Origin of the sequence: Pseudomonas fitomaticsae (assembly GCF_021018765.1) — a bacterium.
In the GTDB taxonomy this organism is placed as follows: Bacteria; Pseudomonadota; Gammaproteobacteria; order Pseudomonadales; family Pseudomonadaceae; genus Aquipseudomonas; species Aquipseudomonas fitomaticsae.
The window spans coordinates 1,320,953-1,345,282 of record NZ_CP075567.1 but is presented as its reverse complement, the minus strand read 5'-3'; the positions used below and the strand labels follow the sequence as shown (position 1 = coordinate 1,345,282).

Here is a 24,330-nt window from a genome sequence, read left to right as displayed (position 1 = left end):
ACAAATTTATGCACCCACACCTGATCAAATTACTCAGCCTGTCGGCCCTGACCGTGGGCATTCTGGCGGCCAGCAACGGCGCCCGCGCCGATGAAGTCCAGCCGCCGAAATTCACGGCCGAGCCTTGCTGCAGCCTGTGCCCGGCCGCCCACGACGCGAAGAACTACACCACCCGCTACCAGCAGAACTTCACCACCCTGGTGCAGGCGCAGGGCGACTGGCTGTTCCGGACCCAGGAAGATTTGCGCACCGAGTTCAACACCACCCCGGCCGGCTACAAACGCCTGCAACAGCTGCACGATGCGTTCAAGGCCAAAGGCGTCGAACTGGTGATCGTCTACCAGCCGACCCGTGGTCTGGTGAATCGCAACAAGCTCAACCCGGCAGAAAAAGCCGCGTTCGATTACGAGAAAGCGCTGGGCAATTACAAGACCATGCTCGGCCGTTTCGCCAAGATGGGTTACGTGGTGCCGGACCTGTCGCCGCTGACCAACGAGTCGCTGCCGGACACCCTGCCCGCTCACGATTTCTACTTCCGCGGTGACCAGCACTGGACGCCATACGGCGCCCAGCGCACAGCGAAAATCGTCGCCGAGAAGGTCAAGCAGATCCCGGCTTTCGCCGACATTCCCAAGCGTGAGTTCGAAACCAAACGCTCCGGGCGCATGGGCAAGACCGGCACCCTGCACAACATGGCCGGGCAACTGTGCGGCACCAGTTACGCGATCCAGTACATGGATCAGTTCACCACCGAGCCGAAAGGCGAAGCGGGTGACGGCGATCTGTTCGGTGATTCCGGCAATCCGCAAATTACCCTCGTGGGTACTTCGCACAGCGGCAAGAACTACAACTTCGCCGGTTTCCTCGAAGAAGCCATCGGCGCCGACATTCTCAACGTCGCCTTCCCCGGCGGCGGTCTGGAGGGTTCGATGTTGCAGTACCTGGGCAGCGACGAATTCCAGAAGACGCCGCCGAAAATCCTCATCTGGGAATTCTCGCCGCTGTACCGCCTCGACCAGGAAACCATCTATCGCCAGATGATGGCGCTGCTCGACAACGGCTGCGAAGGCAAAGACGCGCAGATGTCCGCCAGCACCACGCTCAAGCCGGGCAGCAAACAAGAACTGTTGGTCAACAGCAAGAACCTGAACCTGCAGAACAGCAGCCACCAGGTCGACATCCGCTTCGCCGACACCTCGGTGAAAACCCTGCAAGCCACCCTCTGGTACATGAACGGTCGCCACGAGGACATCAAGATCGAGAAACCGGAAACCTCCGACACCGACGGTCGTTTCGCCTTTGAGCTGCGCACGGACGAAGACTGGGCCTCGCAAAACCTGCTGGCCGTCGAAGTCCAGGGCCCGGAAGCGGGCACCGCGCCACAGAAAGTCGAAGCGAAAATCTGCAAACGCAACGTATTCCCGGGCGCTGGGCCACAAACCGCTCAGGTCGGGCAATGAGGTCTGCTATGCGAAATCCGAAACTGAAAACTCTCTTGGCGCCGACGCTGCTCGGGCTGGCGATCTTCGCCGGCACCGCGCAGGCCGCCGCGCCGCTGCGTCCTCCACAGGGCTACTTTGCGCCTGTGGATAAATTCAAGACCGGTGACAAGAGCGAAGGCTGCGATGCGATGCCGGCGCCCTACACCGGGCCGCTGCAATTTCGCAGCAAATACGAAGGCTCGGACAAGGCCCGCGCCACGCTGAACGTGCAGTCGGAAAAAGCCTTCCGCGACACCACCAAAGACATCACAACGCTGGAGCGCGGCACCGCCAAACGGGTGATGCAGTTCATGCGCGACGGTCGTCCGGAACAGCTCGATTGCACGCTCAACTGGCTCACCGCTTGGGCCAAGGCCGACGCGTTGATGTCGAAAGACTTCAACCACACCGGCAAGTCGATGCGCAAATGGGCGCTGGGCAGCATGGCCTCGTCGTACATTCGCCTGAAGTTCTCCGACTCCCATCCGCTGGCCCAGCACCAGCAGGAAGCGCAGTTGATCGAGGCCTGGTTCAGCAAGATGGCCGATCAGGTGGTCAGCGACTGGGACAACCTGCCGCTGGAAAAAACCAACAACCACTCGTACTGGGCGGCCTGGTCGGTGATGGCGACATCGGTCGCGACCAACCGCCGCGACCTGTTCGATTGGGCGGTCAAGGAATACAAGGTCGGGGTCAATCAGGTCGATGCCGACGGTTACCTGCCGAACGAACTCAAGCGCCAGCAACGCGCCCTCGCCTATCACAACTACGCCCTGCCGCCGCTGGCGATGATCGCCAGTTTTGCCCAGGTCAACGGTGTCGATCTGCGTCAGGAAAACAACGGTGCGCTGAAACGTCTGGGTGATCGGGTGCTGGCCGGGGTGAAAGATCCCGAGGACTTCGAGAAAAAGAACGGCAAGGAACAGGACATGACCGATTTGAAAGAGGACATGAAATTCGCCTGGCTCGAACCGTTCTGCACCCTCTACACCTGCTCGCCGGATGTGATCGAGAAGAAGCACGGGATGCAGCCGTTCAAGACGTTTCGACTGGGCGGCGACCTGACCAAGGTCTACGACCCGTCCCACGAAAAGGGCAACAAAGGTTCCTGAGGACACTGATAAACCCTGTGGGAGCGGGCTTGCTCGCGAATGCGGTCTGACATTCAAAAAATATGTCGACTGGCACTCCGCTTTCGCGAGCAAGCCCGCTCCCACAGTGAAGTGATGTCGCCCTCTTAATTTTTGTGGGGGGTTTGGGGGGGCTTTGGCCCTTGACTGTTGGTTCAAACATGGAGAGATCGGGATGGTATTTTCATCCAACGTGTTCCTGTTTCTGTTCTTGCCGATCTTTCTCGGCTTGTACTACCTGAGCGGGCAACGCTATCGCAATCTGCTGCTGCTGATCGCCAGCTACGTGTTCTACGCGTGGTGGCGGGTGGACTTCCTGGCGCTGTTCGCCGGCGTCACCCTGTGGAACTACTGGATCGGCCTGAAAGTCGGCGCCGCCGGCGTGCGCACCAAACCGGCCCAGCGCTGGCTGCTGCTCGGGGTGGCGGTGGACCTGTGCATCCTCGGCTACTTCAAGTACGCCAACTTCGGTGTCGACAGCATCAACGCGATGATGACGTCGGTCGGTCTCGAGCCGTTCATCCTGACCCACGTGCTGTTGCCGATCGGTATCTCGTTCTACATCTTCGAGTCGATCAGCTACATCATCGACGTCTACCGCGGCGACACCCCGGCCACCCGCAACCTGATCGACTTCGCAGCGTTCGTGGCGATCTTCCCGCACCTGATCGCAGGTCCCGTGCTGCGCTTTCGTGACCTGGCTGACCAGTTCAACAACCGCACCCACACCCTCGACAAGTTCTCCGAGGGCTGCACGCGGTTCATGCAGGGTTTCATCAAGAAGGTGTTCATCGCCGACACCCTCGCCGTGGTGGCCGACCATTGCTTCGCCTTGCAAAACCCGACCACGGGCGATGCCTGGCTCGGCGCGCTGGCCTACACCGCGCAGCTGTATTTCGACTTCTCCGGTTACAGCGACATGGCCATCGGCCTGGGCCTGATGATGGGTTTCCGCTTCATGGAAAACTTCAAGCAGCCGTACATCAGCCAGTCGATCACCGAGTTCTGGCGCCGCTGGCACATCAGCCTGTCGACCTGGCTGCGCGACTACCTCTACATCACCCTCGGCGGCAACCGCAAAGGCACGCTGATGACCTATCGCAACCTGTTCCTGACCATGCTGCTCGGTGGTCTGTGGCATGGCGCGAACATCACCTACATCGTCTGGGGTGCGTGGCACGGCATGTGGCTGGCGATCGAAAAAATGCTCGGCCTCAACACCGCGCCGCGCAGCCTCAACCCGATCCGCTGGGCGCTGACGTTCCTGCTGGTGGTGATGGGCTGGGTGATCTTCCGCGCCGAGAACCTGCACGTTGCCGGCCGCATGTACGGCGCGATGTTCAGCTTCGGCGACTGGTCGCTGTCGGAACTCAACCAGGCCAGCCTCACCGGCCTGCAAGTCGCGACCCTCGTTGTGGCTTACGTGACCCTGGCGTTCTTCGGCCTGCGTGATCTGTACACCAACCAGCCTCCGGTGAAGACCAAACCTGTGGTCAACGTCGAGAGCGACGGCCCTGCCGGTGCGCAACCGGGCCTGATCAAGGCAGCACCTGGCGAAAACCCGGCAAGCATCCACGAGCCTGGCTACACCGTCGGCGTCGACGCCCAGGTGCAACCGGCGTACTGGACGGCGGACTGGTCGCGCTACGTGATGCGCGGGCTGATCCTGCTGCTGTTCATCGCCTCGATTCTCAAACTCTCGGCGCAAAGCTTCTCGCCGTTCCTTTACTTCCAGTTCTGAGGGATCTGACATGACCCGCTCATTACGCATCTTCTACATCGCGCTGTTTCTGGTGACCCTGCTGGTGCTCGGTCTGTGGTCGGTGCGCAGCTTCTTCGGCTTCAGCACCAACGCCGATGCGACGGTGCTCAACGGCCGCTGGACCAAAGCCGTGGAAACCCACTATGACGACGAATTCCCGATCAAGCGCCTGGGCACCAACCTCTGGGCCGCGCTGGACTTCAAATTGTTCAACGAAGGTCGTCCGGGCGTGGTGCTCGGTCGCGATCAGTGGTTGTACAGCGATGAGGAATTCAACCCGATCGTCAACGAAGAGCTGAACCTGCAAGGCAACTACGCGCTGGTCGAAGGCGTGCGCCAGACCCTGAAAGAGAAAGGCGTGAAACTGGTGATGGCGATCGTGCCGGCCAAGGTTCGCCTGTACCCGGAACACCTGGGTGAAGTGAAACCGGCGAGCATCCACGCCAACCTTTATCAGGACTTCCATGCCCGTGTCGCGGCGGACAAGATCCTCGCCCCCGACCTGCTCGGCCCGCTGCAAGCCGCCAAGCAGAACGGTCAGCAAGTGTTCCTGCGCACCGACACCCACTGGACCCCGGAAGGCGCGGAAATCGCCGCCAACACCCTGGCCAGAACCATCGCCGACAAGTTCCCGCTCAGCGGCGAGCCGCAGCGCTTCGTCACCACCCCGGCGGAGAAGGTCACGCACAAGGGCGACCTGCGTCTGTTCCTGCCGCTGGATCCGCTGTTCGAAAACCTGATGCCGGCGCAAGAGCCGCTGCAAAAGCGCAACACCGTGGCCGCCGCCGAGCAGCCTGCCGGTGACGACGCGCTGTTCGCCAACAGCGAAGTGCCGGTCGCGCTCATTGGTACCAGCTACAGCGCCAACCCCAACTGGAACTTCGTCGGTGCGCTCAAGCAAGCGCTGCACAGTGACGTCGTCAACTACGCCGAAGACGGCCACGGCCCGATCCTGCCGATGCTCAGCTACCTGAAAAGCGATGACTTCAAGAACAGCCCGCCACAGGTGCTGATCTGGGAGTTTCCTGAACGATATCTGCCTGTGAACAACGAAATCGGCGACGCCGACCCGCAGTGGGTCGCAGAGCTTAAACAAGCCGGCGCGCGCCAACAAAACGTAGCCATCAACACTAAATCCGAGACGCCCGATCGGGCGCAAAACTGAAAGAGAGGTACACCATGACTTTCACTACTACTCCTCGTCGTCTCGCTAAACGCATCGCTCTGGTTGCGGGTCTGAGCGTGCTGTCGGTCCAGGCCTTCGCCGGTGGCGACGCTGCGCTGTACGGCCCGACCGCACCGAAAGGCTCGACCTTCGTGCGCGTCTACAACGCCAGCAACGCTGAAGTCAGCGCCACCGTCGGCAGCACCAATCTGAGCGACGTCGCGCCACTGGCCAGCAGCGATTTCAGCTTCATGCCGGGCGGCGACTACAGCGCCAAGGTCGGCAGTCAGACCCTGCCGGTGAAACTCGCCGGTGACCACTACTACACCCTGGTCAACAACGCTTCCGGCGCGCCGCAACTGATCGAAGAACCGCCGTTCAAGAACAAGCAGAAATCCCTGGTACGCGTACAGAACCTCAGCGACAAGCCGCTGACCCTGAAGACCGCCGACGGCAAGACCGACGTGGTGCCGAACGTGGCCGCCAAGGGCCGTGGCGAGCGTGAAATCAACCCGGTGAAAGTCAGCCTCGCGCTGTTTGATGGCGACAAGAAAGTCGGCGACGTGAAACCGGTCGCCCTGGAGCGCGGTGAGGCAGCAGTGCTGTACGTCACCGGCAACGGCAGCAACCTGTCGCCGGTCTGGGTGAAACGCCCGGTGTCGACTCGCTAAGCACATGAAACCGGGCAGCCGTCGCTGCCCGGTACGGAACAACAACAAGAGTGAAACGACACAGCGTTCGTGCCTCTAACCAATCGATTTTATGGAGTAAACAATATGATTCCGGTGATCTTGTCAGGTGGTAGCGGCTCACGTCTTTGGCCGCTTTCGCGCAAGCAGTTTCCCAAGCAGTTCCTCGCCCTGACCGGCGAACACACACTGTTCCAGCAAACCCTCGAGCGTCTGGTGTTCGAAGGCATGGACACCCCGATCGTGGTCTGCAACAAGGATCACCGCTTCATCGTCAACGAGCAGTTGGCCAGCCGCAATCTGGAATGCCAGCGCATCCTGATGGAACCGTTCGGCCGCAACACCGCGCCGGCCGTGGCGCTGACCGCGATGATGCTGGTCAATGAAGGTCGCGACGAGCTGATGCTGGTGCTGCCGGCCGACCACGTTCTGGAAGACCAGAAAGCCCTGCAACGCGCCCTGGCCCTGGCCACCGTCGCTGCTGAAAACGGCGAGATGGTGCTGTTCGGCGTACCGGCCACCAAACCGGAAACCGGTTACGGCTACATCAAGTCCACCGGCGATTCGCTGCTGCCGGAAGGCGTCAGCCGCGTCTCGCACTTCGTGGAAAAACCCGACGTCAAACGCGCCACCGAATACGTCGAGTCCGGCGGTTACTACTGGAACAGCGGCATGTTCCTGTTCCGCGCCAGCCGCTTTCTCGAAGAGCTGAAAAAGCACGATCCTGACATCTACGACACCTGCCTGCTGACCCTCGAGCGCAGCCAGCAGGATGCCGACACCGTCACCCTGGACGAAGCCACCTTCGCCTGCTGCCCGGACAACTCCATCGACTACTCCGTGATGGAAAAAACCCAGCGCGCCTGCGTGGTGCCGCTGACCGCCGGCTGGAGCGATGTCGGCTGCTGGTCGTCGCTGTGGGAAGTCAATGAGAAGGACGCCAACGGCAACGTCAGCAAAGGCGATGTGGTGATCCAGGACAGCAAGAACTGCATGATCCACGGCAACGGCAAACTGGTGTCGGTGATCGGTCTGGAAAACATCGTGGTGGTCGAAACCAAGGACGCCATGATGATCGCCCACAAGGACAAGGTCCAAGGCGTCAAGCAGATGGTCAACACTCTCAATGAGCAGGGCCGCAGCGAAACCCAGAACCACTGCGAGGTCTACCGCCCGTGGGGTTCCTACGACTCGGTGGACATGGGCGGGCGCTTCCAGGTCAAGCACATCTCGGTCAAACCGGGCGCGTGCCTGTCGCTGCAGATGCACCACCACCGCGCCGAGCACTGGATCGTGGTCAGCGGCACCGCCGAAGTGACCTGCGACGAGAACGTGTTTCTGCTCACTGAAAACCAGTCGACCTACATCCCGATCGCCTCGGTCCATCGCCTGCGCAACCCGGGCAAGATCCCGCTGGAAATCATCGAAGTGCAGTCGGGATCGTACCTGGGCGAAGACGATATCGAGCGCTTCGAGGATATCTACGGTCGCTCGACCCCGGTCGAACGCGGCGTGTCGGTGAAAACCATCGCGCAGTGATCGCTCCGTAACAAGAAGCCCCCGTCCAGCTCGCTGCGTCCCCTATCCGCAGCGGGTTGGGCGGGGCTTTTGATATTTAACCGCGAGACAATCTTCTGCTCGGACCAGATTGCATCTGCCCCGGGGGTGACGCGCGTCTTGTACGTACTCCACTGGAAGCCTTTGAGGCAAACGCTACCGCGTACAAGGTCCGGGCCAAATCGCTAGGCGGATTGTCCCCAGACTCAGCCTGCGACGACGGTGATTCGGTAACCATGACAGGTCTCACCGGCTGCTCAAATGCTGTGCGTTGCGCAGTGAGCATCACGGCACCAGACTCCGGTGTCGCAGACAACATTCTGTGCTGGGTGACAGTTGCGGATTCCGACACCCTCATCGCATTGCCCATCGCCATGCTCACAGCCCCGACCACCCGCACTGCCGGCCGGCTGGAGCGAAACGCCGCCCTGCCCGCTCCGACAAAACCGGAGGCCACAGTGTCGCGCCTTGCTGCCAACACTTGCGGATCCTCTACAGGGCTGTTGAACGCCACAGACAGTGGCCCCATGATGCGGCTCGTGGCCTGTTCGCCTATGACCGTGCTGATGACGGCAGACATCATTTCACCCGAGTGATACAGCACCGCTCCGGAAGGCGAGGCGGTCCGGGTCCGTACGGCGGCAACAACATGTGCCTGATGGGTGTTGAGCAACCGCGTATTGTCATTTGCACTCAACTCTTCCAGAGCACGGGGAATTTCCCGTCGGTAGGCTTGCACGTTCGGGTCTTCACTGTGTTCAAAAAAGTTGCGGATCGGTTGCATGCCTGCGGCTTGCCAGCCCTCGATTTTCCCCTGTTGCGCCAGGTCGTGATAAACCTGATCGGGCGCCTGCGTCGAAGACGTTCTGTTGGGTGCCCGCCCATCGTTATCCACATAGACGACTGGACTGTTGCGCATCGCCCGAAACCGGTTATGCCCATCGATCGCACCCGCCGGGTCAGGATTCAGCCAGCGCTGCAGCCACGGGATGAAATAGCGAAAGCCGTAGTAGTACAGCCCGGTCGCATCACGCTCTTTACCTGAGTAACGGACGAATTTGTAGCTGGATTCACCGTTCTGCCAGGCACGGGTGCCGTATGGGTGAAACGTTTCCTGGCTGATCATCGCACCGTCATCGGCGGTTTCCAGACTGACCGAACCCAGGTGATCGGCATGTTGGTATCGATACCGGTTGTTGAGTCCCGAAGGCGGCGGGCTCTCCCAGTGCTGTACCCGAGCGTTGTCGGCAATGATGATCTGCAACCGTTCACCGGTTCCGTTGTCGGTACGCAGTTCCAACCCGGGCAAATAGCGCACCTCGGCAACCACGGTGCGTGCACTGGTCTGTAACGAGCGGATCTTGCGCACCCGCTGGTAACCGCCATCGTAGAGATAGGTTTCGCTGTCACTGGCACCGGAGGCACGCTCCACCGGGCTCACCGATTGCAGTTGGTTGCGCAGGTTCCAGCTCGGCAGCCGTCCCGGTTCCAGCTGCAACAGGTTGCCTCTGCGGTCGTAGGCGGCGTCGATTTCCGGATTGCCGGGAATGACGTCCTTGTAAGGCAAAGAGCGGTTGCTGTAACTCGCCGGTTGCAGTTTGCGCCCATGAATTTGCGGGCCGATATGAATCAGGTTGCGCAGGTTGCCGCCGGGATCATATTCGTAAGTCTGCTGATAGTTGCTGACCGCCGCAGGGTCGATGCGCCCCATCGATTGCGGGCCCTGACTGACAGTGCCGGCTTCCCAGCCGGACGCCATGATCAACTGGTAAAGACTGTCGTAGACAAAGCGGCTGACCGGCTCGATGCGCTGGTTGGCGAAATAGCGAATCGGCAGTGCCCTGTCTTCGATACTCAGGACATTGCCCATCCTGTCGTATTCATAATTGAGGTGCTGCAGCACTCGACCATGGGCATCTTCGGTCCGGAGGACCATCAGGCGACCGTCTTCGGGGCGATAGGTCCGGGTAGTTTGCACACCGTTGCCAGCAGTTTCCTGCTCGATACTGCCGTAAGCGTTGTAGTGAATGTCAGTGACCAGGATCTGCTCAGGCTCCCCCTTCAACTGCAAGCGGCGTTCGTGCAAGCGCCCATCGACGGTCAGTGCGAATGTATGCCGGTTGTCTCGGGCATCCGTCTGCTCGAGCACATCGCCGAGTGCACCATGGCGCCACTGCGATGTCGCACCGGCGCCAGGCTCCAACAGTTGCGGGCGATCCGCCTCCAACTCCGGCCAGTCGGGTGTCAGCGGATCCAGCGTGAAGTGGCGGGTGTCTTCGGTGCACGGGCCGATGATTGCAAACGCGTTGAACAGCACGCTGCCGGCTGGATGGTCATGACGAATCAGCTGACCGAACTGGTTACGCGACTGGTCCCCGCTGCCGGGATGACCGTAGGTCAGGCGCTCGACACAACGCCGAGACTCCCCTGCCCCCTGTTCGAATATCGCGACAGGGCGCAGCAAATTGTCGTGCTTGATCTCGCGCTGCGTCTGACGACTGTCCCAACTGAACAACGTTTGTGCAGCGAGTCCCTTCAACTCGATTTGCGCACCGGCATCGACGCTGTCCGAGCGAATCACCGTGGCGTCCAGAGCAAACACCTGCGTCAGGTTGGCCGGCGTCAGCGGGTCGCCTGCTTGCAACAGCCAAAGCCGCGGGTCCCACTGTTTCACTGCATTCCCTGCCGGATCGCGAAGCGTGCGGTTGATCCGGGGCTCGACGGGGGCACCCTCGACGGTTCGACAATAGTCGACCGTGCGGACCAACAAGCCGCGCGAGTCGAACACAGACATCCTCGGCGTATTGATGTGCAAGCTCATTAACCGTGCTTCCCCGCGCGACCGGCGTTCTTTGTACCTCGGGCATCTGAGCAAGCTCAGCGCCGGTTCGGCTACTGCCAGAAATTACAGTCCCGACCGACGGCACCTTCGCTCAATCCGCGAATGTCCATTCCCGCGCCCCTTCGGTAGGATGGCATTCACGAGTTCAAGGAGCGTTCGAACATGTTCATCGGCGTCTTGCTGGTCATCACCTGGCTGATCCTGCTGTTGCGCTACCCGGCCAAGGCCTTGCCGGTGTCGATGGCTGCCGCCGTCGGCCTCGGGTTGGTGGCGATGTGGGTGGTGTGGCTGGACAACCGCGAGGTCAAGCAACTGGCGCGGCTTGAGCTGCGCATCGTCTATGCCCCCGAACACTGCCCTGCCGACCGCCCGCTGCTGCTCAAGATGAACAACGGCAACGACGTGCCGCTGACCGAACTGCGCTGGCGCATCGCGGCGTACGCGCCGGGCGACACCGTGAATCTGGCCGACAATCAATACGCCGCCCCGCGCTATCGCGGCCCCGGCGAATTGCAGGCCGGCGGCAACTGGGAAGACTGTTTACCGATGCCGCCGTTGCGTCCCGGTTATCGCCCGCAAACCCTGGAGTTTCGCGCCGAGCGATTGCAGGGTAGTTTCTCCGACTGATCCCCTCTCCCACTCTTTTGCACAAGGAATGCGCCATGCCCGTTGCGTTGATTACCGGTTGTTCCAGCGGCATCGGCCGCGCCCTCGCCGATGCCTTCAAAAACGCTGGCTACGAGGTCTGGGCCAGCGCGCGCAAGGCTGAAGATGTCGCGGCACTCGCCACTGCCGGGTTCACGGCCGTGCAGCTCGACGTCAATGACAATGCGGCGCTGGAACAGCTCGCCGAGCGGATCAACCAGCAACACGGCGGCCTCGACGTGCTGATCAACAACGCCGGTTACGGCGCCATGGGCCCGCTGCTCGATGGCGGCGTTCCGGCCATGCAGCGCCAGTTCGAAACCAACGTGTTTTCGATTGTCGGCGTGACCCGTGCGCTGTTCCCGGTGCTGCGCCGGGCCAAGGGATTGGTGGTGAACGTCGGTAGCGTCTCCGGGGTGCTGGTCACGCCATTTGCCGGCGCCTATTGCGCGTCGAAAGCAGCGGTGCATGCGTTGAGCGATGCGTTGCGCATGGAGCTGGCGCCGTTCGGGATTCGCGTGCTGGAAGTGCAGCCGGGGGCGATTCAATCGAGCTTCGCCAAGAATGCCGGGCATGAGGCCGAACAACTGATCAACGAACAATCGCCGTGGTTTCCGTTGCGTGAAGGCATCAGGGCGAGGGCCAAGGCGTCCCAGGACAAACCGACGCCGGCCAGCGAATTTGCCGTCGAATTGCTCAAGGCTGCGCAGCAGAGCAAACCGCCACGGCTGATCCGCATCGGCAATGGCAGCCGGGCGTTGCCGTTGCTGGCGACCTTGCTGCCGAAAGGGTTGCTGGAGTCGACGTTGATGAAGCGGTTCGGGTTGCGCGGGCAACTCTGAGACCGAGTCAGCCCCAGCCCTTCATGAAATCAATGAACGCCCGCACCTTCAGCGGCAGGTGCCGGGTGTCCGGGTACAGCGCGTAAACGCCTTGCCGGGCGAAGCGGTAATCCGGTAACAGACGCTGCAATCGCCCGGCGTCGAGGTCTTCCTGAATCAGCCATTGCGGCAAAATCGCCACGCCTTGCCCGGTCAGTGCAAAGGCACGCAGGGTCGCCGAGTTGTCGGCGACGATGGCGGTGGTTCCCGGTTTTGGCTGGTAGATATGCTCGGTGCCGGCCGGGTCTCTGACCGTCATTTCCGGCACTCGCCCATGCCCCAGCGTCGGCATCGACTCCAGCACCGACAGCGTATCGACCGGCGAAAATCGCTCAATCAGCCCCGGCGCCGACACGGCAAACACCTCGAACGTCGACAGCTGCACCGCCCGCAGATTGGAGTCGTGCATGCGGCCCAGACGAATTGCCATGTCAAAGCGTTCGGAGATCAGATCGGCATGGGTCGAGGACGTGGACAAGTGAATATTCAGTTGCGGTTGCTGTTGTCGAAACACTTCCAGCGCCGGCACCACCTGCGCCAGCGCGAACTCCACGGTCGTGGTGATGCGCAGCGTGCCCTTGAGCTGCGAGTGTTCCGAGCGCGCTTCCTCGATGGCCAGCCGTGCTTCGTCCAGCGTGCGCAGACAGCGTCGGTAAAAGCGTTCGCCGGCATCGGTCAGGGCCAGTTGCCGGGTGTTGCGGGTCAGCAAGGTGACGCCTAACTCTTCTTCCAGCCGCTTGAGGTTGAAGCTCACCACCGCCCGCGTTTGCCCCAGCGTGTCAGCGGCGGCGGTCAGCGAGCCGGCCTCGACCACGGCTTTGAAGGTATCGAATCGATCCAGGCTGACCATGTTCGCAGCGCTCCGGTGTCAAAATAATTTTGACAAACTAGCAGCCAAACCAGCGTATTTCTATTGCGGCCAGCGCCCTACCCTGCACGCCTCATCACAGGGAAGCTGCCATGGCCTATCGCTCGAAAGTCGCGCTGGTGTATCTGTTGGGGTTCGCCCTCGACCTGCTGAACATGTTCGCCGCCAGCATCGCCTACCCGGACATTGCCGCGCAGTTGCACGCCTCGGTGCCGCAACTGGCGTGGATCACCAACGCCTACATGCTCGGGCTGACGCTGATCATTCCGATGAGCGTGTGGCTGGCTGCACGGGTGGGCGAGCGGCGGCTGATCCTCGGTTCGCTGCTGGTGTTCGGGATTGCGTCCGGGCTTATCGCTCAGGCGAGCTCGATTGAAAGCCTGATCGGCTGGCGACTGCTGCAAGGACTGGGTGGCGGATTGCTGCTGCCGGTCGGTCAGGCGCTGGCCTATCGAGAGTTTCCGGCGACACAACGCGCGCACTTCACCGGTGTGGTTTTGCTGGTGGCGCTGATGGTGCCGGCCCTGTCGCCGGCGGCTGGAGGCTTGATCGTTGAGGCATTGTCGTGGCGCTGGATTTTCCTTCTGAACATGCCGGTGGCGCTTTTCGCTTTCGGTCTGGGTCTGCTCTGGTTGAAAGCGGATCAGTCAGCGAGTGAACGCCCGACACTGGACGCCCGCGGCTTGCTGCTGGCGGTGGCAGCGCTGAGTCTGTTGCTGATGGCCGTCAGTCTGGCGAGTGCCCCCGCAACCCGACATCTCGCGGGCGGTGTCCTGCTGCTCAGCGTCATCACCTTGTGGATCTACCTGCGCGATGGCTGGAACAAACCGGGTGCAGTCCTTGATCTGCAACTGATCAAGAACCCTTCGTTGCGCCTGGCGATGCTGATCTATCTGTTTGTGCCCGGCCTCTTTACCGGCACCAACATGATTGCCGTGTTGTACCTGCACGACCTCGGCTTCGGCGCGGCGCAAACCGGGGCGCTGATGCTGTCCTGGGCGGTGGCCTCGGGCGTGGCGATCATGCTGGGCAAACGCAGCTTCAACCGGATCGGTCCCAAGCCATTGCTGATCGCCGGCATGCTGTTGCAATGCCTTGGCATCGCCGTGCTGATGCAGATTGATCAACCCGCCAGCGGCCCGTTGATCCTTGCCTACACCCTGATGGGACTGGGCGGCAGTCTGTGCAGCGTCACCGCGCAGACCCTGGCGTTTGTCGGTATCACGCCAGACAAAATGGGCCACTCCAGCGCTCTGTGGAATATCAATCGCCAACTCGGTTTCTGCCTCGGCGCGGCACTGCTCAGTTCTCTGCTGGGCGCGTTGGGGGCCAACGGTTTCAAATACTGCTTTCTCGCCGCTGCACTGCTCACGCTGTTGCCGATGGCGGCCGTGCTGCGTTTCGACTCGACAAAATTACTCGCCCTACTGCGCTCACCTCACCTTCAGGAAAAATCCACATGACTGACTACACCGACTATTTTGACGAAGTGATCCGGGCCCACGAGGCCATCGAACGATGGTTTGCCGTGGAGGAAGACGAGGCGGCATTGGAGCGATTGATGACGCGGTTTTCGCCACGGTTTTCCATGGTGACGCCGCTGGGGCGAGTGCTGGATTTCCAGGCCTTGCGTGCGCTGTTTCAAATGGCGGGTGGCAAGAAGAGCGGGTTCAGGATCGAGCTCGGCGAGCTTCAAGGGATTGCCTTGCATGGACGCGGCGCGACGGTGAGTTATCGCGAACAGCAGACCGATGCGAGCGGGTTGCACACGGATCGACGTTCAACCGTGGTGTTTGAAAAAAACGAATCCGGGCGGGTGATCTGGCGGCATTTGCATGAGACGTTTTGCCAGGGCTGACACCGTCCGGTTCTGGCGAGGGAGCCTGCTCCCTCGCCAACGGATTACTCGACAGCGTCCTGCTTCACAACAACGGTGCAGGTAATCCCCGCTGCCAGCAACACACCTTCCGGCACTTCATCGATGTGAATCCGCACCGGCACCCGTTGCGCCAGGCGCACCCAGTTGAACGTCGGGTTCACATCGGCAATCAGCTCGCGGCTTTCCGGGTTGTCGCGGTCGTAGATGCCGCGGGAAATGCTCTCCACGTGGCCCTTGAGGACTTCGCCGCTCATCAGTTGCATATCGGCTTTGTCGCCGACCCGCACGTGAGGCAGTTTGGTTTCTTCGAAGAAGCCGTAGACCCAGAACGAGTTCATGTCGACCACGGCCATTTTCGCTTCGCCGATGCGTGCGTAGTCGCCGCGATGGACGTTGAGGTTGGTCACGTAACCGTCCACCGCCGCGCGCACTTCCGTGCGTTTGAGGTTGAGTTCGGCGGCTTCCAGTTGCGCCTGGGCCTGTTGATAATCGGCCAGTGCCGAGTCGGCGATGTTGCTGGCGTCGTCGCGGTTTTCCCTGGAGATCACCAGGTTGTCGAGGTCGGCGCGGCGATGGGCGTTGACCTTGCGCATCTCCCAGGTGGCCTTGCGCGAAGCCACCAGCGACTGCGCCTGTTTCACCGCGAGGCGATAGTGCTCGGGGTCGATCTGCATCAGCAGATCACCTTTCTTCACCAACTGGTTGTCACGGACCGGCACGTCGACCACTTCACCGGTGACGTCGGCCGCGACGTTGATGATGTCGGCGCGCACCCGGCCGTCGCGGGTCCAGGGGGTGTTCATGTAGTGCTCCCACAACGTGCGGCCGATCCACAGCGCCAGGGCCAGCACCAGCAGGGTCGCGAGCAGGCTGAAAAACTTTTTCATCAGAACGTTCTCAACGGTAGACAGTCAGCGCCATCGCGCCGAACAGACAGGTAAAGAGGCTCAGGCGCAGCAGCGCCGGGTGCCAGAAGAAGCGGTACAGATCGAACCCCGACAGAAACCGGTCCAGCGCCCAGGCCAGTGCCGCGGCGACGAAAAACATCAGGGTCATGGTCGGCATGTACACGCCGTGGAAGGCGATTTCACGAGGCATGGGCAAGTCCTTCGGGCTTGGCGATGGCGTAGGCAGCAAGGGGCGATTGCGGGTCGAGCAACGAGGTGCGGATGAAGTGCAGGTAGCTTTTCACCCGCCGCAGGGCCGAGGTATCGAAGTGCGGGGCGAACGGCTCGTCAGTGGCCGCGACGCGGCTGATTGCGTGATCGACCGCGACCAGTGCGCGTTCCAGATTGCTCGAATTGGGTTGCAGGAACAGCCGCACCAGCGAGCGCCCCATGACCCGGATCGCCTGACGCCATGGCTGGGATTCGGCATACGCCGGATGCACCGGCAGGATCGCCTGTTCCTTGCGCAGCTCGATGATCGCGTGACCGACTTCCAGCACCACGAACATCCAGCGCAGCAGGTTTTTCTGCACCAGCGGCTGACCGGCCGCCAGGCCATAAGCCTGATGCATCAAGTCGCGGGTACGGCTTTCGAAACTCGACGCCAGGCCCTTGAGTTTGCCGCTGATCGCGTACACCACTTGCCCGCGCAAATCCTGTTCCAGACGCTGCCACAACCAGCGACTGTTCGGCGGCAGAATGATCGCCCCCGCCGCCGCGCAGACCAACATGCCCATGACCATGGCGATGTAGTCGTTGATGAAGGTGTAGGGGTTGTAGATGGTCAGGTTGTCCGGCACGGATCCGGTGCTGAAAAAGATCAGCAGACCGAGGCCAACGCCGGCGTATTGCGGCCGCGAAGCGAGGAACGAACCGAGCACGATCACCGGCGCGAGCATCACGCACAGCAACGGAAAACCGTCGATCCACGGGAAGATGAAAAACATCTCGACGAAGCCGATCAACGCCCCAAGGAACGTGCCGCACGCCATCTGGAACGCCATGCGTTTCGGGTTCGGCGTGGCGGCGGACAGACCGACGGTGGCGGCAGCGATCAGGGTCATGGTCGCGCCGCTCGGCCATGCGGTGGCGACCCAGTAACTGCCGAGCACGACGAGGATGAACGCAGCCCGAATCCCCGAAGCTGCCGCTGCCCACCAACTGGTTTGCGGGGTGAACGGCTCGTCCCAGCGCTCGCGTTCGTGGCTGTGATCGGCCAGCGAAGCGTGGGTCTGTGCATAACTGTGCAGGTCATCCACGAAGCGATAGAGCAGTTCATACGCCGTGTGGAAATCCAGCAGCTCGGCGTCGCTCGGCTCGCTCTCCTGGAAGGCTGCCCGCAGACTGCGCACCCGCGCCGGCAAGCCTTCCTTGTAAGCCGTCAGCGCCGTCACCAGACGCGCCGCATCCGGGCTGGTCAGGGCACGACCGCTGAAGCCGTCGAGCACTTCAGCCAGATCCAACAGGCCCGGTTTGATCGCCGCCACGACATGCTCTTCGTCATTGACGCGCAGGCGTTCAAGTAACTGGTGCAAGGCGTTGAACCGGGTGGTGATGCCCATGAATTCGCTGTTCAGGCGACTGAGCCGGCCGTTGCGTCGACGCATGTGCGGGTCCTCGAACACGGTCACGCTGCGCAGCCCTTCCAGGCCCACCGCTTCGGCGATGAAGCGCACGTTGCTGGCCTCGAACGATTCAGGTTTGCTGCGCCCACGCAGGCCATCGGTGACGAACAGGGCGAACACACCGAAGCGCTGATACAAGGCGTTGCGCATCGCCGCGCTGGCGGTTTGTGGCAGGATCGCGGCGCTGACCAGGGTCGAGCAGAGAATCCCCAGCGAGATCTCCAGCACCCGCCACACCGCCGCCATGAACGCACCGTCAGGATGGGCGAGCGCCGGCAGGCCGACCATCGCGGCGGTGTACCCGGCCAGCACAAAACCGTACGCACGAAAGTTGCGGCAGCGGGCGGCGCCGGCCGAGCAGATGCCGACCCAGATCGCCAGCGAACCGAGGAACAGTTCGGTGTTCTGGGCGAACAGTGAAATGAGCGTGACCATCATCGCCGACCCGGCCAGGGTGCCGAGGAAGCGATAGAAACTCTTGGCGAACACCTGGCCGCTCTGCGGCTGCATGACGATGAACACGGTGATCATCGCCGTGCGCGGTTGCGGCAATTCCAGGCGCATCGCCAGCCACAGGGTCAGGAACGCGGCAATCAACACCTTGAAGATGTAGACCCAGGTCACGCCGTCGCTGCGCGCCCAGTCGAAGAAACCCCGGCGCCATTCCAGGGAGTAGAGCCAACGCAAAGGTGCGGGCAGGTGAGTCATTTGGTCTTGCTCAAAAAGTCAGTCGAACCGGAGAAACTGTGGGAGCGGGCTTGCTCGCGAATGCGCTGTGTCAGACAGCAAATGGGCTGCCTGACACTCCCTCTTCGCGAGCAAGCCCGCTCCCACAGGGGTTGTGTGTTCAACGCAGGAGGGCCGGGGTTTTCGGTGCGGCGGTCTGCTCGGCGGTCGGCACGTCTTTACCCGCGCCAAGACCACCGCCCAATGCCGTCACCAGTTCCGCATGGGCGCTCAAACGCGCCGCCTGCACCTGCTGCTGAACCTGCTGCTGTTTGAACAGCAGGGTCTGGGCGTTGAGCACGTTGAGGTAATCGGTGAGGCCGCGCTGGTAGGCGATCATCGCGATGTCGTAAGTCTTCTGCGCCGTGGCCACGGATTCGGCGGCGAACGTCTGCTGCTTGTCCATCGACTCGCGGCGGATCAACTGGTCGGAGATGTTCTTCAGCGCATTGACCAGGGTCTGGTTGTAATGCGCGACGGCGATGTCATAACCCGCCGAGGCTTCACCGAGTTCGGCGCGCAGTCGCCCGCCGTCGAAGATCGGCAGCGAGATCGCCGGCCCGACGTTGTAGTTGAGTTTCTTGCCGGTCAGGAACTCCAGCGCCCCGCCACCGGTGGCCATGTAGCCGAGGCTGCCGACCAGATCGACGTTGGGGTAAAACCCGGCATGCGCGACCTCGATCCCGCGCGCCTGCGCCGCCACCTGCCAGCGACTGGCGACCACGTCCGGACGCTGGCCGAGCAGTTCGGCGGGCAATGCCGACGGCAGTTTCAGTGCCGCGCCGAGGGACAGGGTCGGACGCTGCAACTGCGCACCGGCGCCCGGGCCTTTGCCGGCCAGTGCGGCGATCTGGTTGCGGCTCAGGGCGATTTCTTCGTCCAGCGCATCCAGTTGCCGATGGGTTTCCGGCAGCGGGGTTTCGGCCTGGCTGACTTCGAAGTGCGTGCCGATTCCGCCGTTCAGGCGTTTCTGCGCCAGCTCGAGAATCTGCTGTTGCTGCTTGAGCGTCGCCGCGACGATGTCGCGCTGGGCGTAGTGCAGCGACAACTCGATGTAGGCGCGCACGATGTTGTTCTGCAATTCAAGCTGCGCCTGGCGCGCCTCGGCAGCGCTCATGTGCGCCAGATCGACGGCCCGCTCGGTGCTGTTGCTTTCACGGCCCCAGAGGTCGAGGGCGTAACTGAAACCCAGTGCGGCGTTGTTGTCCCAGGTGGTGCTGTTGGCCAGCTCACCGGGACCGTAGAACTGATCGGTCGGCCAGTTGTGGCGCTTGAGGGTCGAATCGCCATTGATCTGCAACGACTCGGCGGCTTCGGCGACACCGGCCATGGACCGGGCCTGACGCACTCGCGCGGCAGCCATGGCCAGGGTCGGGCTGCCTTGCACGGCAAGGTCGATCCAATGATTGAGTTGCGGGTCGCCGTAGGCTTGCCACCATTGGGCGGCGGGCCAGTTTGCGTCACGGGCGGCGTGGGCGATGGCCTCGTCGGTGGCCAGTTCATTGGCCTCCAGAGCCTTGCCCTGCGGGGCAATCCCTCCGGTTCCGATGCAGCCGCCAAGACCTAACGAAAAAGCCAGAACACTGAGCGGCAAAAGCGCTCTGTTGATGCGACGCGGCACTGCTGCGAATTCCTGAGGTGGGAGATGTTTCGAGGTGGGCGCAATTCTAGGGGGGCGCCATTACGGCGATAAGCTGGGAATCCTGTGAATCTTTGTTACCGTTAACGAGATAATCCCTTGGTCGGGGGTTCAGCCCCTGAAACTTCGTGTCACAATTTGCCATCTCCCTTGAGAGCACCCCATGGACACTTTGCAAAACATGCGCGCCTTCAGTTGTGTGGCCGAAGCCGGCAGCTTCACCGCCGCCGCCGTGCAACTCGACACCACCACCGCCAACGTCTCGCGCGCGGTCTCCAACCTTGAGGCCCACCTGCAAACCCGCCTGCTCAACCGCACGACCCGGCGCATCGCGCTCACCGAAGCCGGCAAGCGCTACCTGCTGCGCTGCGAGCAGATCCTCGCCTACGTCGAAGAGGCCGAAGCCGAAGCCAGCGAAGCCCACGCCCGCCCGGCCGGACAATTGAAAGTGCACACCATGACCGGCATCGGCCAGCACTTCGTGATCGACGCCATCGCCCGCTACCGCAAGACCCACCCGGACGTGACCTTCGACCTGACCATGGCCAACCGCGTGCCGGACCTGCTCGACGAAGGCTACGACGTGTCCATCGTCCTGGCCCGCGAACTGCCGGACTCGGGTTTCGTTTCGCAACGCCTGGGCATCACCTACAGCATCGTCTGCGCCTCCCCGGCCTACGTGAAAGCCAACGGCTGCGCACAAAAACCCAGCGACCTGCTGAACCACGCCTGCCTGCGCCTGGTGAGCCCGGTGATCCCCCTGGAAAAATGGGCCTTCGACGGCCCTGACGGCCAGGAAATGGTCACCATCAACAGCTCGCCCTTCCTGGTGAACTCCGCCGACGCGATGAAAAGCGCGATCACCAGTGGGATGGGGGTCGGTGTACTGCCGGTGTATGCCGCAATTGAAGGCTTGCGCAACGGCTCGCTGGTGCGGGTCATGCCGAACTACCGCTCGCAGGAACTGAACCTGTATGCGATCTACCCGTCGCGGCAGTATCTGGATGCGAAGATCAAGACTTGGGTTGAATACCTGCGTGGATCGTTACCGGAGATATTGGCGGGGCATCAGGCGGAACTGGCGGCTTATGAGATGAGTGGGAGCCTGGCGGGGGTGCGGGTGGCCAACTGATTCATGGCCACACGACTTGAAACGGATAGTTCGGCTATAGCAATTTGTTCTAAAAAACTGTCATTTATGACAGTGGTCAAAAAAACTCCTTCGAATTAAAACTCTGTGACGTCATTTCACAGTTCATTCGAAGGAGCACTACCATGTTCGCTGATATCAAAACAGTTGCAGACGTTGGCACAGTGGCGGCTAAGATTCACAATAATTTCGAGCTAGCAGATTTTAAGGGCCCCGTTACGTTCTTTTTCCATGCATCCGCGATGAATAAGATTTATTTACTCGCCAAGCATAAAATCAGCGATACGGAATGGTACGAACTAAGTACCGTTTTTCTGAGCGACATTCAGGTGAAACACTACGAATTGCCGAATCCAGCATTTCCTCTTTCATTGAGCTTAAGAAAAACATGGGTGGATGACACCGGAGAAACCCACTCCAAAAATTTTGTCACTGACAAAAATATCGGCTATGTGACCGTTGAAGCTTTCGACATCGAAGTCGGAATTTTTGAAGCAGGTTTTAATTTCACAATCTTGAGCGGAGGTAAATCCCATCAAATGATCGGGAACGCAAAAGTCACGCAATGGAGTGATGTGACCAAGTAAGTGAAGCACAAACCAATGAACCCCCACCGCTCTCTCAAAACGCTTTTGACGATGCGGTGGGGTTCAGTGGCACTCGCCTAACCCTCGACAAGAATGTTAGCTTGCTTGGCATCCAGCCGCCCGACGAGCTCTCCTTCAATGAAAAAAACCGTCCTCGCCTTCAGCCGCATCACTCCCCCCATGATCGAACGCCTGCAACAGGACTTCGACGTCATCGTCCCCAACCCGAAAAACGGCGACATCAACGCCCAGTTCAACGAAGCCCTGCCCCACGCCCACGGCCTGATCGGCGTCGGTCGCAAACTCGGCAAAGCCCAACTGGAAAACGCCGCAAAACTTGAAGTGGTCTCCAGCGTCTCCGTCGGCTACGACAACTACGACCTCGCCTACTTCAACGAACGCGGGATCATGCTCACCAACACCCCGGACGTCCTCACCGAAAGCACCGCTGACCTGGCCTTCGCCCTCATCATGAGCAGCGCCCGCCGCGTCGCCGAACTGGACGCCTGGACCAAGGCCGGCCAATGGCAGGCCAGCGTCGGCGCACCACTGTTCGGTTGCGACGTACACGGCAAGACCCTGGGCATCGTCGGCATGGGCAACATCGGCGCCGCTGTCGCTCGACGCGGGCGCTTGGGCTTCAACATGCCGATCCTCTACAGCGGCAACAGCCGCAAGACCGCACTGGAACAGGAACTCGGCGCGCAATTTCGCAGCCTTGACCAACTGCTGGCCGAAGCCGATTTCGTCTGCCTGGTGGTGCCGCTCAGCGACAAGACCCGCCACTTGATCAGCCATCGCGAACTGGCGCTGATGAAGCCGGACGCAATCCTGGTGAACATCTCTCGTGGCCCGGTGGTCGACGAACCGGCCTTGATCGAAGCGTTGCAGAACAACCGCATTCGCGGTGCCGGCCTCGACGTCTACGAGAAAGAACCGTTGGCCGAATCGCCGCTGTTCCAGCTGAAAAACGCAGTGACCTTGCCGCACATCGGTTCGGCCACCAATGAAACCCGCGAAGCCATGGCCAACCGCGCGCTGGCCAACTTGCGCAGCGCCCTGCTCGGCGAGCGCCCTCAGGATCTGGTGAATCCGCAAGTCTGGAAAGACTGAATACAACAAAGGCTGGACACAAGTTTGTCCAGCCTTTGTTGTTTTATATTAGCGACCCGACAATCAAGTTATTTGCGACACATTCAAAAGTTACACAAATTGAAAATGACTCTTTGCCCGCTCATCTTCTGCGAGCTATAGAATCCCGTCACAACCTGCCAAGAGACAGGTTCAATTGACGGAGAAAACAAATGACGAATCTGACAACAGCTCAATTGATTCGAAGAAGCAAAGTAGCAATAGTTTTCATGGTGGGTGTTTTGGGCACGCTGATCGTTTACAGCAATGCAACCGACTATAACTCCAACTATATCTATCTTGGCCATATCCTCAGCATGGACACGACAGACAGTCATTTGATGTATCGCTCCATCAATTCGGAAATCATGCATCACCGGATCTACTGGATGATCATGACACTCGAGACGATTTTTACTTCGGCCTGTCTGTTGGGTGGCTATCAACTTGCCAGAAACATCAATTCATCGGAACAGCAATTTCACGAAGCCAAGAAATACGCCGTACTGGGTTTTCTGGTAGCACTGTTTGTTTATTATTTCTGCCTGCAAGTCGTAGGCAATGAATGGTTCGACATGGACCAGTCAAAAGACTGGAACGCCATGTCCTGGGCACAAAGTATTGTCGACTTCCTTCTCCCGGCACTTATATTCCTGGTCATGAAAATCGACAGTTGAGTGCTCAATGTGCGGGTTTAGCGATCATTTCAATAACGGGTTTAGGTTTACGAAATACCATTACATTACCCAGCATCACCAGCACCAGTCCCGCCAACGCCGGCGCCGTCCATTGATAGCCTTCGGCAAAGGCCGAAACGTTCAACGCCACCACCGGGAACAGCACCGTGCAATACGCTGCGCGCTCCGGGCCCATACGACCGACGAGCGTAAGGTACGCGGTGAAGCCGATCACCGAACCGGGGATGACCAGGTACAACAGCGCGCCGATGTAACGCGACGTCCATTCCATCTCGAACGGAATGCCTTTGACCAGGCACCACACCGACAGCATCGCCGCGCCGTAGGCCATGCCCCAGGCGTTGGTGGTCAACGGTTTGAGGCCGGCCTTCTGTTGCAGGCTGGAGAGCATGTTGCCCGCCGAGAAACACAGGGTGCCGCAGAGCGCCAGGCCGAGGCCGAGCAAGGTTTGCGGAGTGGCGTGATGCCCGGCCAGCTCCGGCCAGAACAACAGGCCCAGACCGCCCAGCCCCAACGCCCCGCCCATCAACACGTTGCGCGCGATACGCTGGCCGAAGAACACCCGCGCATTCAGCGCGTTCCACAACGTTGCGGTGGAAAACACCACCGCCACCAGACCGCTGGGGATCCACTGGCTGGCGGTCAGGAAACACATGAAGTTGACGCAAAACAGGCACAAGCCCTGCGCCACGCAGATCAGATGCCCGCGACGGTTCATCGGTTGCAGACGACGGCTGAGCAGCAACAACGCAAACAACACCAGGGCGGCGAGACCGAAGCGATAGACGATCGACACCGGAATCGCCACCACGCCCAGTTGCCACTTCAGGGCAATCCAGGTGGTGCCCCAGATCAGCACGGTCAACAAATACAACGACAGGTTCATGGCAGACACTCCTTGATTGGGTTTCAGTGTCCGCCTGCGCCC

The 24,330-nt window shown here is 60.8% G+C and carries 21 protein-coding genes; 14 read left to right on the top strand and 7 right to left on the bottom strand.

Features of this window, described 5'->3' with window-relative positions:
* The first annotated feature begins 8 nt into the window (after positions 1 to 8).
* From KJY40_RS05915 to KJY40_RS05890, 6 genes are all read left to right on the top strand, one after another.
* Positions 9 to 1,460 carry an alginate O-acetyltransferase gene (locus KJY40_RS05915; protein WP_230735570.1) on the top strand — a complete coding sequence of 484 codons (1,452 nt, stop codon included), beginning with the start codon at positions 9 to 11 and terminating at the stop codon, positions 1,458 to 1,460.
* An 8-nt stretch (positions 1,461 to 1,468) separates the two neighbouring features.
* Positions 1,469 to 2,593 (top strand): mannuronate-specific alginate lyase, encoded by a 1,125-nt coding sequence (locus tag KJY40_RS05910; RefSeq protein ID WP_115076623.1) that lies wholly within the window; start codon positions 1,469 to 1,471, stop codon positions 2,591 to 2,593.
* A 193-nt stretch (positions 2,594 to 2,786) separates the two neighbouring features.
* A complete protein-coding gene (locus KJY40_RS05905; protein ID WP_230735569.1) occupies positions 2,787 to 4,352 on the top strand; it encodes an MBOAT family O-acyltransferase in 1,566 nt (521 codons plus the stop codon).
* Positions 4,353 to 4,362: 10 nt separating this feature from the next.
* Positions 4,363 to 5,538 carry an alginate O-acetyltransferase gene (locus KJY40_RS05900; RefSeq protein ID WP_192563595.1) on the top strand — a complete coding sequence of 392 codons (1,176 nt, stop codon included), beginning with the start codon at positions 4,363 to 4,365 and terminating at the stop codon, positions 5,536 to 5,538.
* 14 nt (positions 5,539 to 5,552) lie between these two features.
* Positions 5,553 to 6,209: an alginate O-acetyltransferase AlgF gene (locus KJY40_RS05895; protein WP_230735567.1), complete on the top strand. Its 657-nt coding sequence runs from the start codon at positions 5,553 to 5,555 to the stop codon at positions 6,207 to 6,209.
* A 105-nt stretch (positions 6,210 to 6,314) separates the two neighbouring features.
* Entirely contained in the window at positions 6,315 to 7,766 is a 1,452-nt protein-coding gene (locus KJY40_RS05890) for a mannose-1-phosphate guanylyltransferase/mannose-6-phosphate isomerase (protein ID WP_230735564.1), read from the top strand.
* Positions 7,767 to 7,842: 76 nt separating this feature from the next.
* Here the strand turns inward: KJY40_RS05890 and KJY40_RS05885 are convergent, their stop codons facing one another.
* Positions 7,843 to 10,605, bottom strand: coding sequence for an RHS repeat domain-containing protein (locus KJY40_RS05885; RefSeq protein ID WP_230735562.1), 2,763 nt, complete (start codon positions 10,603 to 10,605; stop codon positions 7,843 to 7,845).
* Positions 10,606 to 10,788: 183 nt separating this feature from the next.
* Here KJY40_RS05885 and KJY40_RS05880 point away from each other — a divergent pair, with 183 nt between their 5' ends.
* Together KJY40_RS05880 and KJY40_RS05875 are read left to right on the top strand one after the other, a co-directional pair.
* Positions 10,789 to 11,253, top strand: coding sequence for a multidrug transporter (locus KJY40_RS05880; RefSeq protein WP_085690590.1), 465 nt, complete (start codon positions 10,789 to 10,791; stop codon positions 11,251 to 11,253).
* 35 nt (positions 11,254 to 11,288) lie between these two features.
* Positions 11,289 to 12,113 carry an SDR family oxidoreductase gene (locus KJY40_RS05875; RefSeq protein WP_230735560.1) on the top strand — a complete coding sequence of 275 codons (825 nt, stop codon included), beginning with the start codon at positions 11,289 to 11,291 and terminating at the stop codon, positions 12,111 to 12,113.
* Positions 12,114 to 12,120: 7 nt separating this feature from the next.
* Here the strand turns inward: KJY40_RS05875 and KJY40_RS05870 are convergent, their stop codons facing one another.
* On the bottom strand, positions 12,121 to 13,002 hold the full coding sequence (locus tag KJY40_RS05870) for a LysR family transcriptional regulator (protein WP_230735558.1): 882 nt from the start codon (positions 13,000 to 13,002) through the stop codon (positions 12,121 to 12,123).
* A 110-nt stretch (positions 13,003 to 13,112) separates the two neighbouring features.
* Here KJY40_RS05870 and KJY40_RS05865 point away from each other — a divergent pair, with 110 nt between their 5' ends.
* Both KJY40_RS05865 and KJY40_RS05860 read left to right on the top strand, forming a co-directional pair.
* Positions 13,113 to 14,483: an MFS transporter gene (locus tag KJY40_RS05865; RefSeq protein ID WP_230735556.1), complete on the top strand. Its 1,371-nt coding sequence runs from the start codon at positions 13,113 to 13,115 to the stop codon at positions 14,481 to 14,483.
* A complete protein-coding gene (locus KJY40_RS05860; protein ID WP_230735554.1) occupies positions 14,480 to 14,878 on the top strand; it encodes a DUF4440 domain-containing protein in 399 nt (132 codons plus the stop codon). The genes KJY40_RS05865 and KJY40_RS05860 overlap by 4 nt, the downstream gene beginning before the upstream one ends.
* Before the next feature lie 44 nt (positions 14,879 to 14,922).
* Here KJY40_RS05860 and KJY40_RS05855 read toward each other — a convergent pair whose 3' ends face one another.
* The 4 genes from KJY40_RS05855 to KJY40_RS05840 form a co-directional block, all read right to left on the bottom strand.
* The gene (locus KJY40_RS05855; protein ID WP_230735552.1) at positions 14,923 to 15,786 is read right to left on the bottom strand and encodes an efflux RND transporter periplasmic adaptor subunit; all 864 of its coding nucleotides are present in this window, start codon (positions 15,784 to 15,786) and stop codon (positions 14,923 to 14,925) included.
* Between the two features lie 10 nt (positions 15,787 to 15,796).
* Positions 15,797 to 15,997 (bottom strand): DUF1656 domain-containing protein, encoded by a 201-nt coding sequence (locus tag KJY40_RS05850; protein WP_003221811.1) that lies wholly within the window; start codon positions 15,995 to 15,997, stop codon positions 15,797 to 15,799.
* Complete coding sequence (locus KJY40_RS05845) at positions 15,987 to 18,179, bottom strand: FUSC family protein (RefSeq protein WP_230735550.1); 2,193 nt, start codon at positions 18,177 to 18,179, stop codon at positions 15,987 to 15,989. Before KJY40_RS05845 ends, KJY40_RS05850 begins: the two co-directional genes overlap by 11 nt.
* A 139-nt stretch (positions 18,180 to 18,318) precedes the next feature.
* Positions 18,319 to 19,818, bottom strand: coding sequence for an efflux transporter outer membrane subunit (locus KJY40_RS05840; protein WP_230735548.1), 1,500 nt, complete (start codon positions 19,816 to 19,818; stop codon positions 18,319 to 18,321).
* Between the two features lie 181 nt (positions 19,819 to 19,999).
* Here KJY40_RS05840 and KJY40_RS05835 point away from each other — a divergent pair, with 181 nt between their 5' ends.
* From KJY40_RS05835 to KJY40_RS05820, 4 genes are all read left to right on the top strand, one after another.
* Entirely contained in the window at positions 20,000 to 20,968 is a 969-nt protein-coding gene (locus KJY40_RS05835) for a LysR family transcriptional regulator (RefSeq protein ID WP_085608127.1), read from the top strand.
* Positions 20,969 to 21,111: 143 nt separating this feature from the next.
* Positions 21,112 to 21,573, top strand: a complete 462-nt coding sequence (locus KJY40_RS05830; protein ID WP_230735546.1) for a hypothetical protein — start codon at positions 21,112 to 21,114, stop codon at positions 21,571 to 21,573.
* Positions 21,574 to 21,711: 138 nt separating this feature from the next.
* A complete protein-coding gene (locus tag KJY40_RS05825) occupies positions 21,712 to 22,686 on the top strand; it encodes a 2-hydroxyacid dehydrogenase (RefSeq protein WP_230735544.1) in 975 nt (324 codons plus the stop codon).
* A gap of 191 nt (positions 22,687 to 22,877) precedes the next feature.
* Entirely contained in the window at positions 22,878 to 23,381 is a 504-nt protein-coding gene (locus KJY40_RS05820; RefSeq protein ID WP_230735542.1) for a DUF2165 domain-containing protein, read from the top strand.
* A gap of 4 nt (positions 23,382 to 23,385) precedes the next feature.
* On the opposite strand, the gene KJY40_RS05815 is transcribed toward KJY40_RS05820, so the two are convergent.
* Entirely contained in the window at positions 23,386 to 24,288 is a 903-nt protein-coding gene (locus tag KJY40_RS05815) for a DMT family transporter (RefSeq protein ID WP_230735540.1), read from the bottom strand.
* Positions 24,289 to 24,330 lie beyond the last annotated feature (42 nt).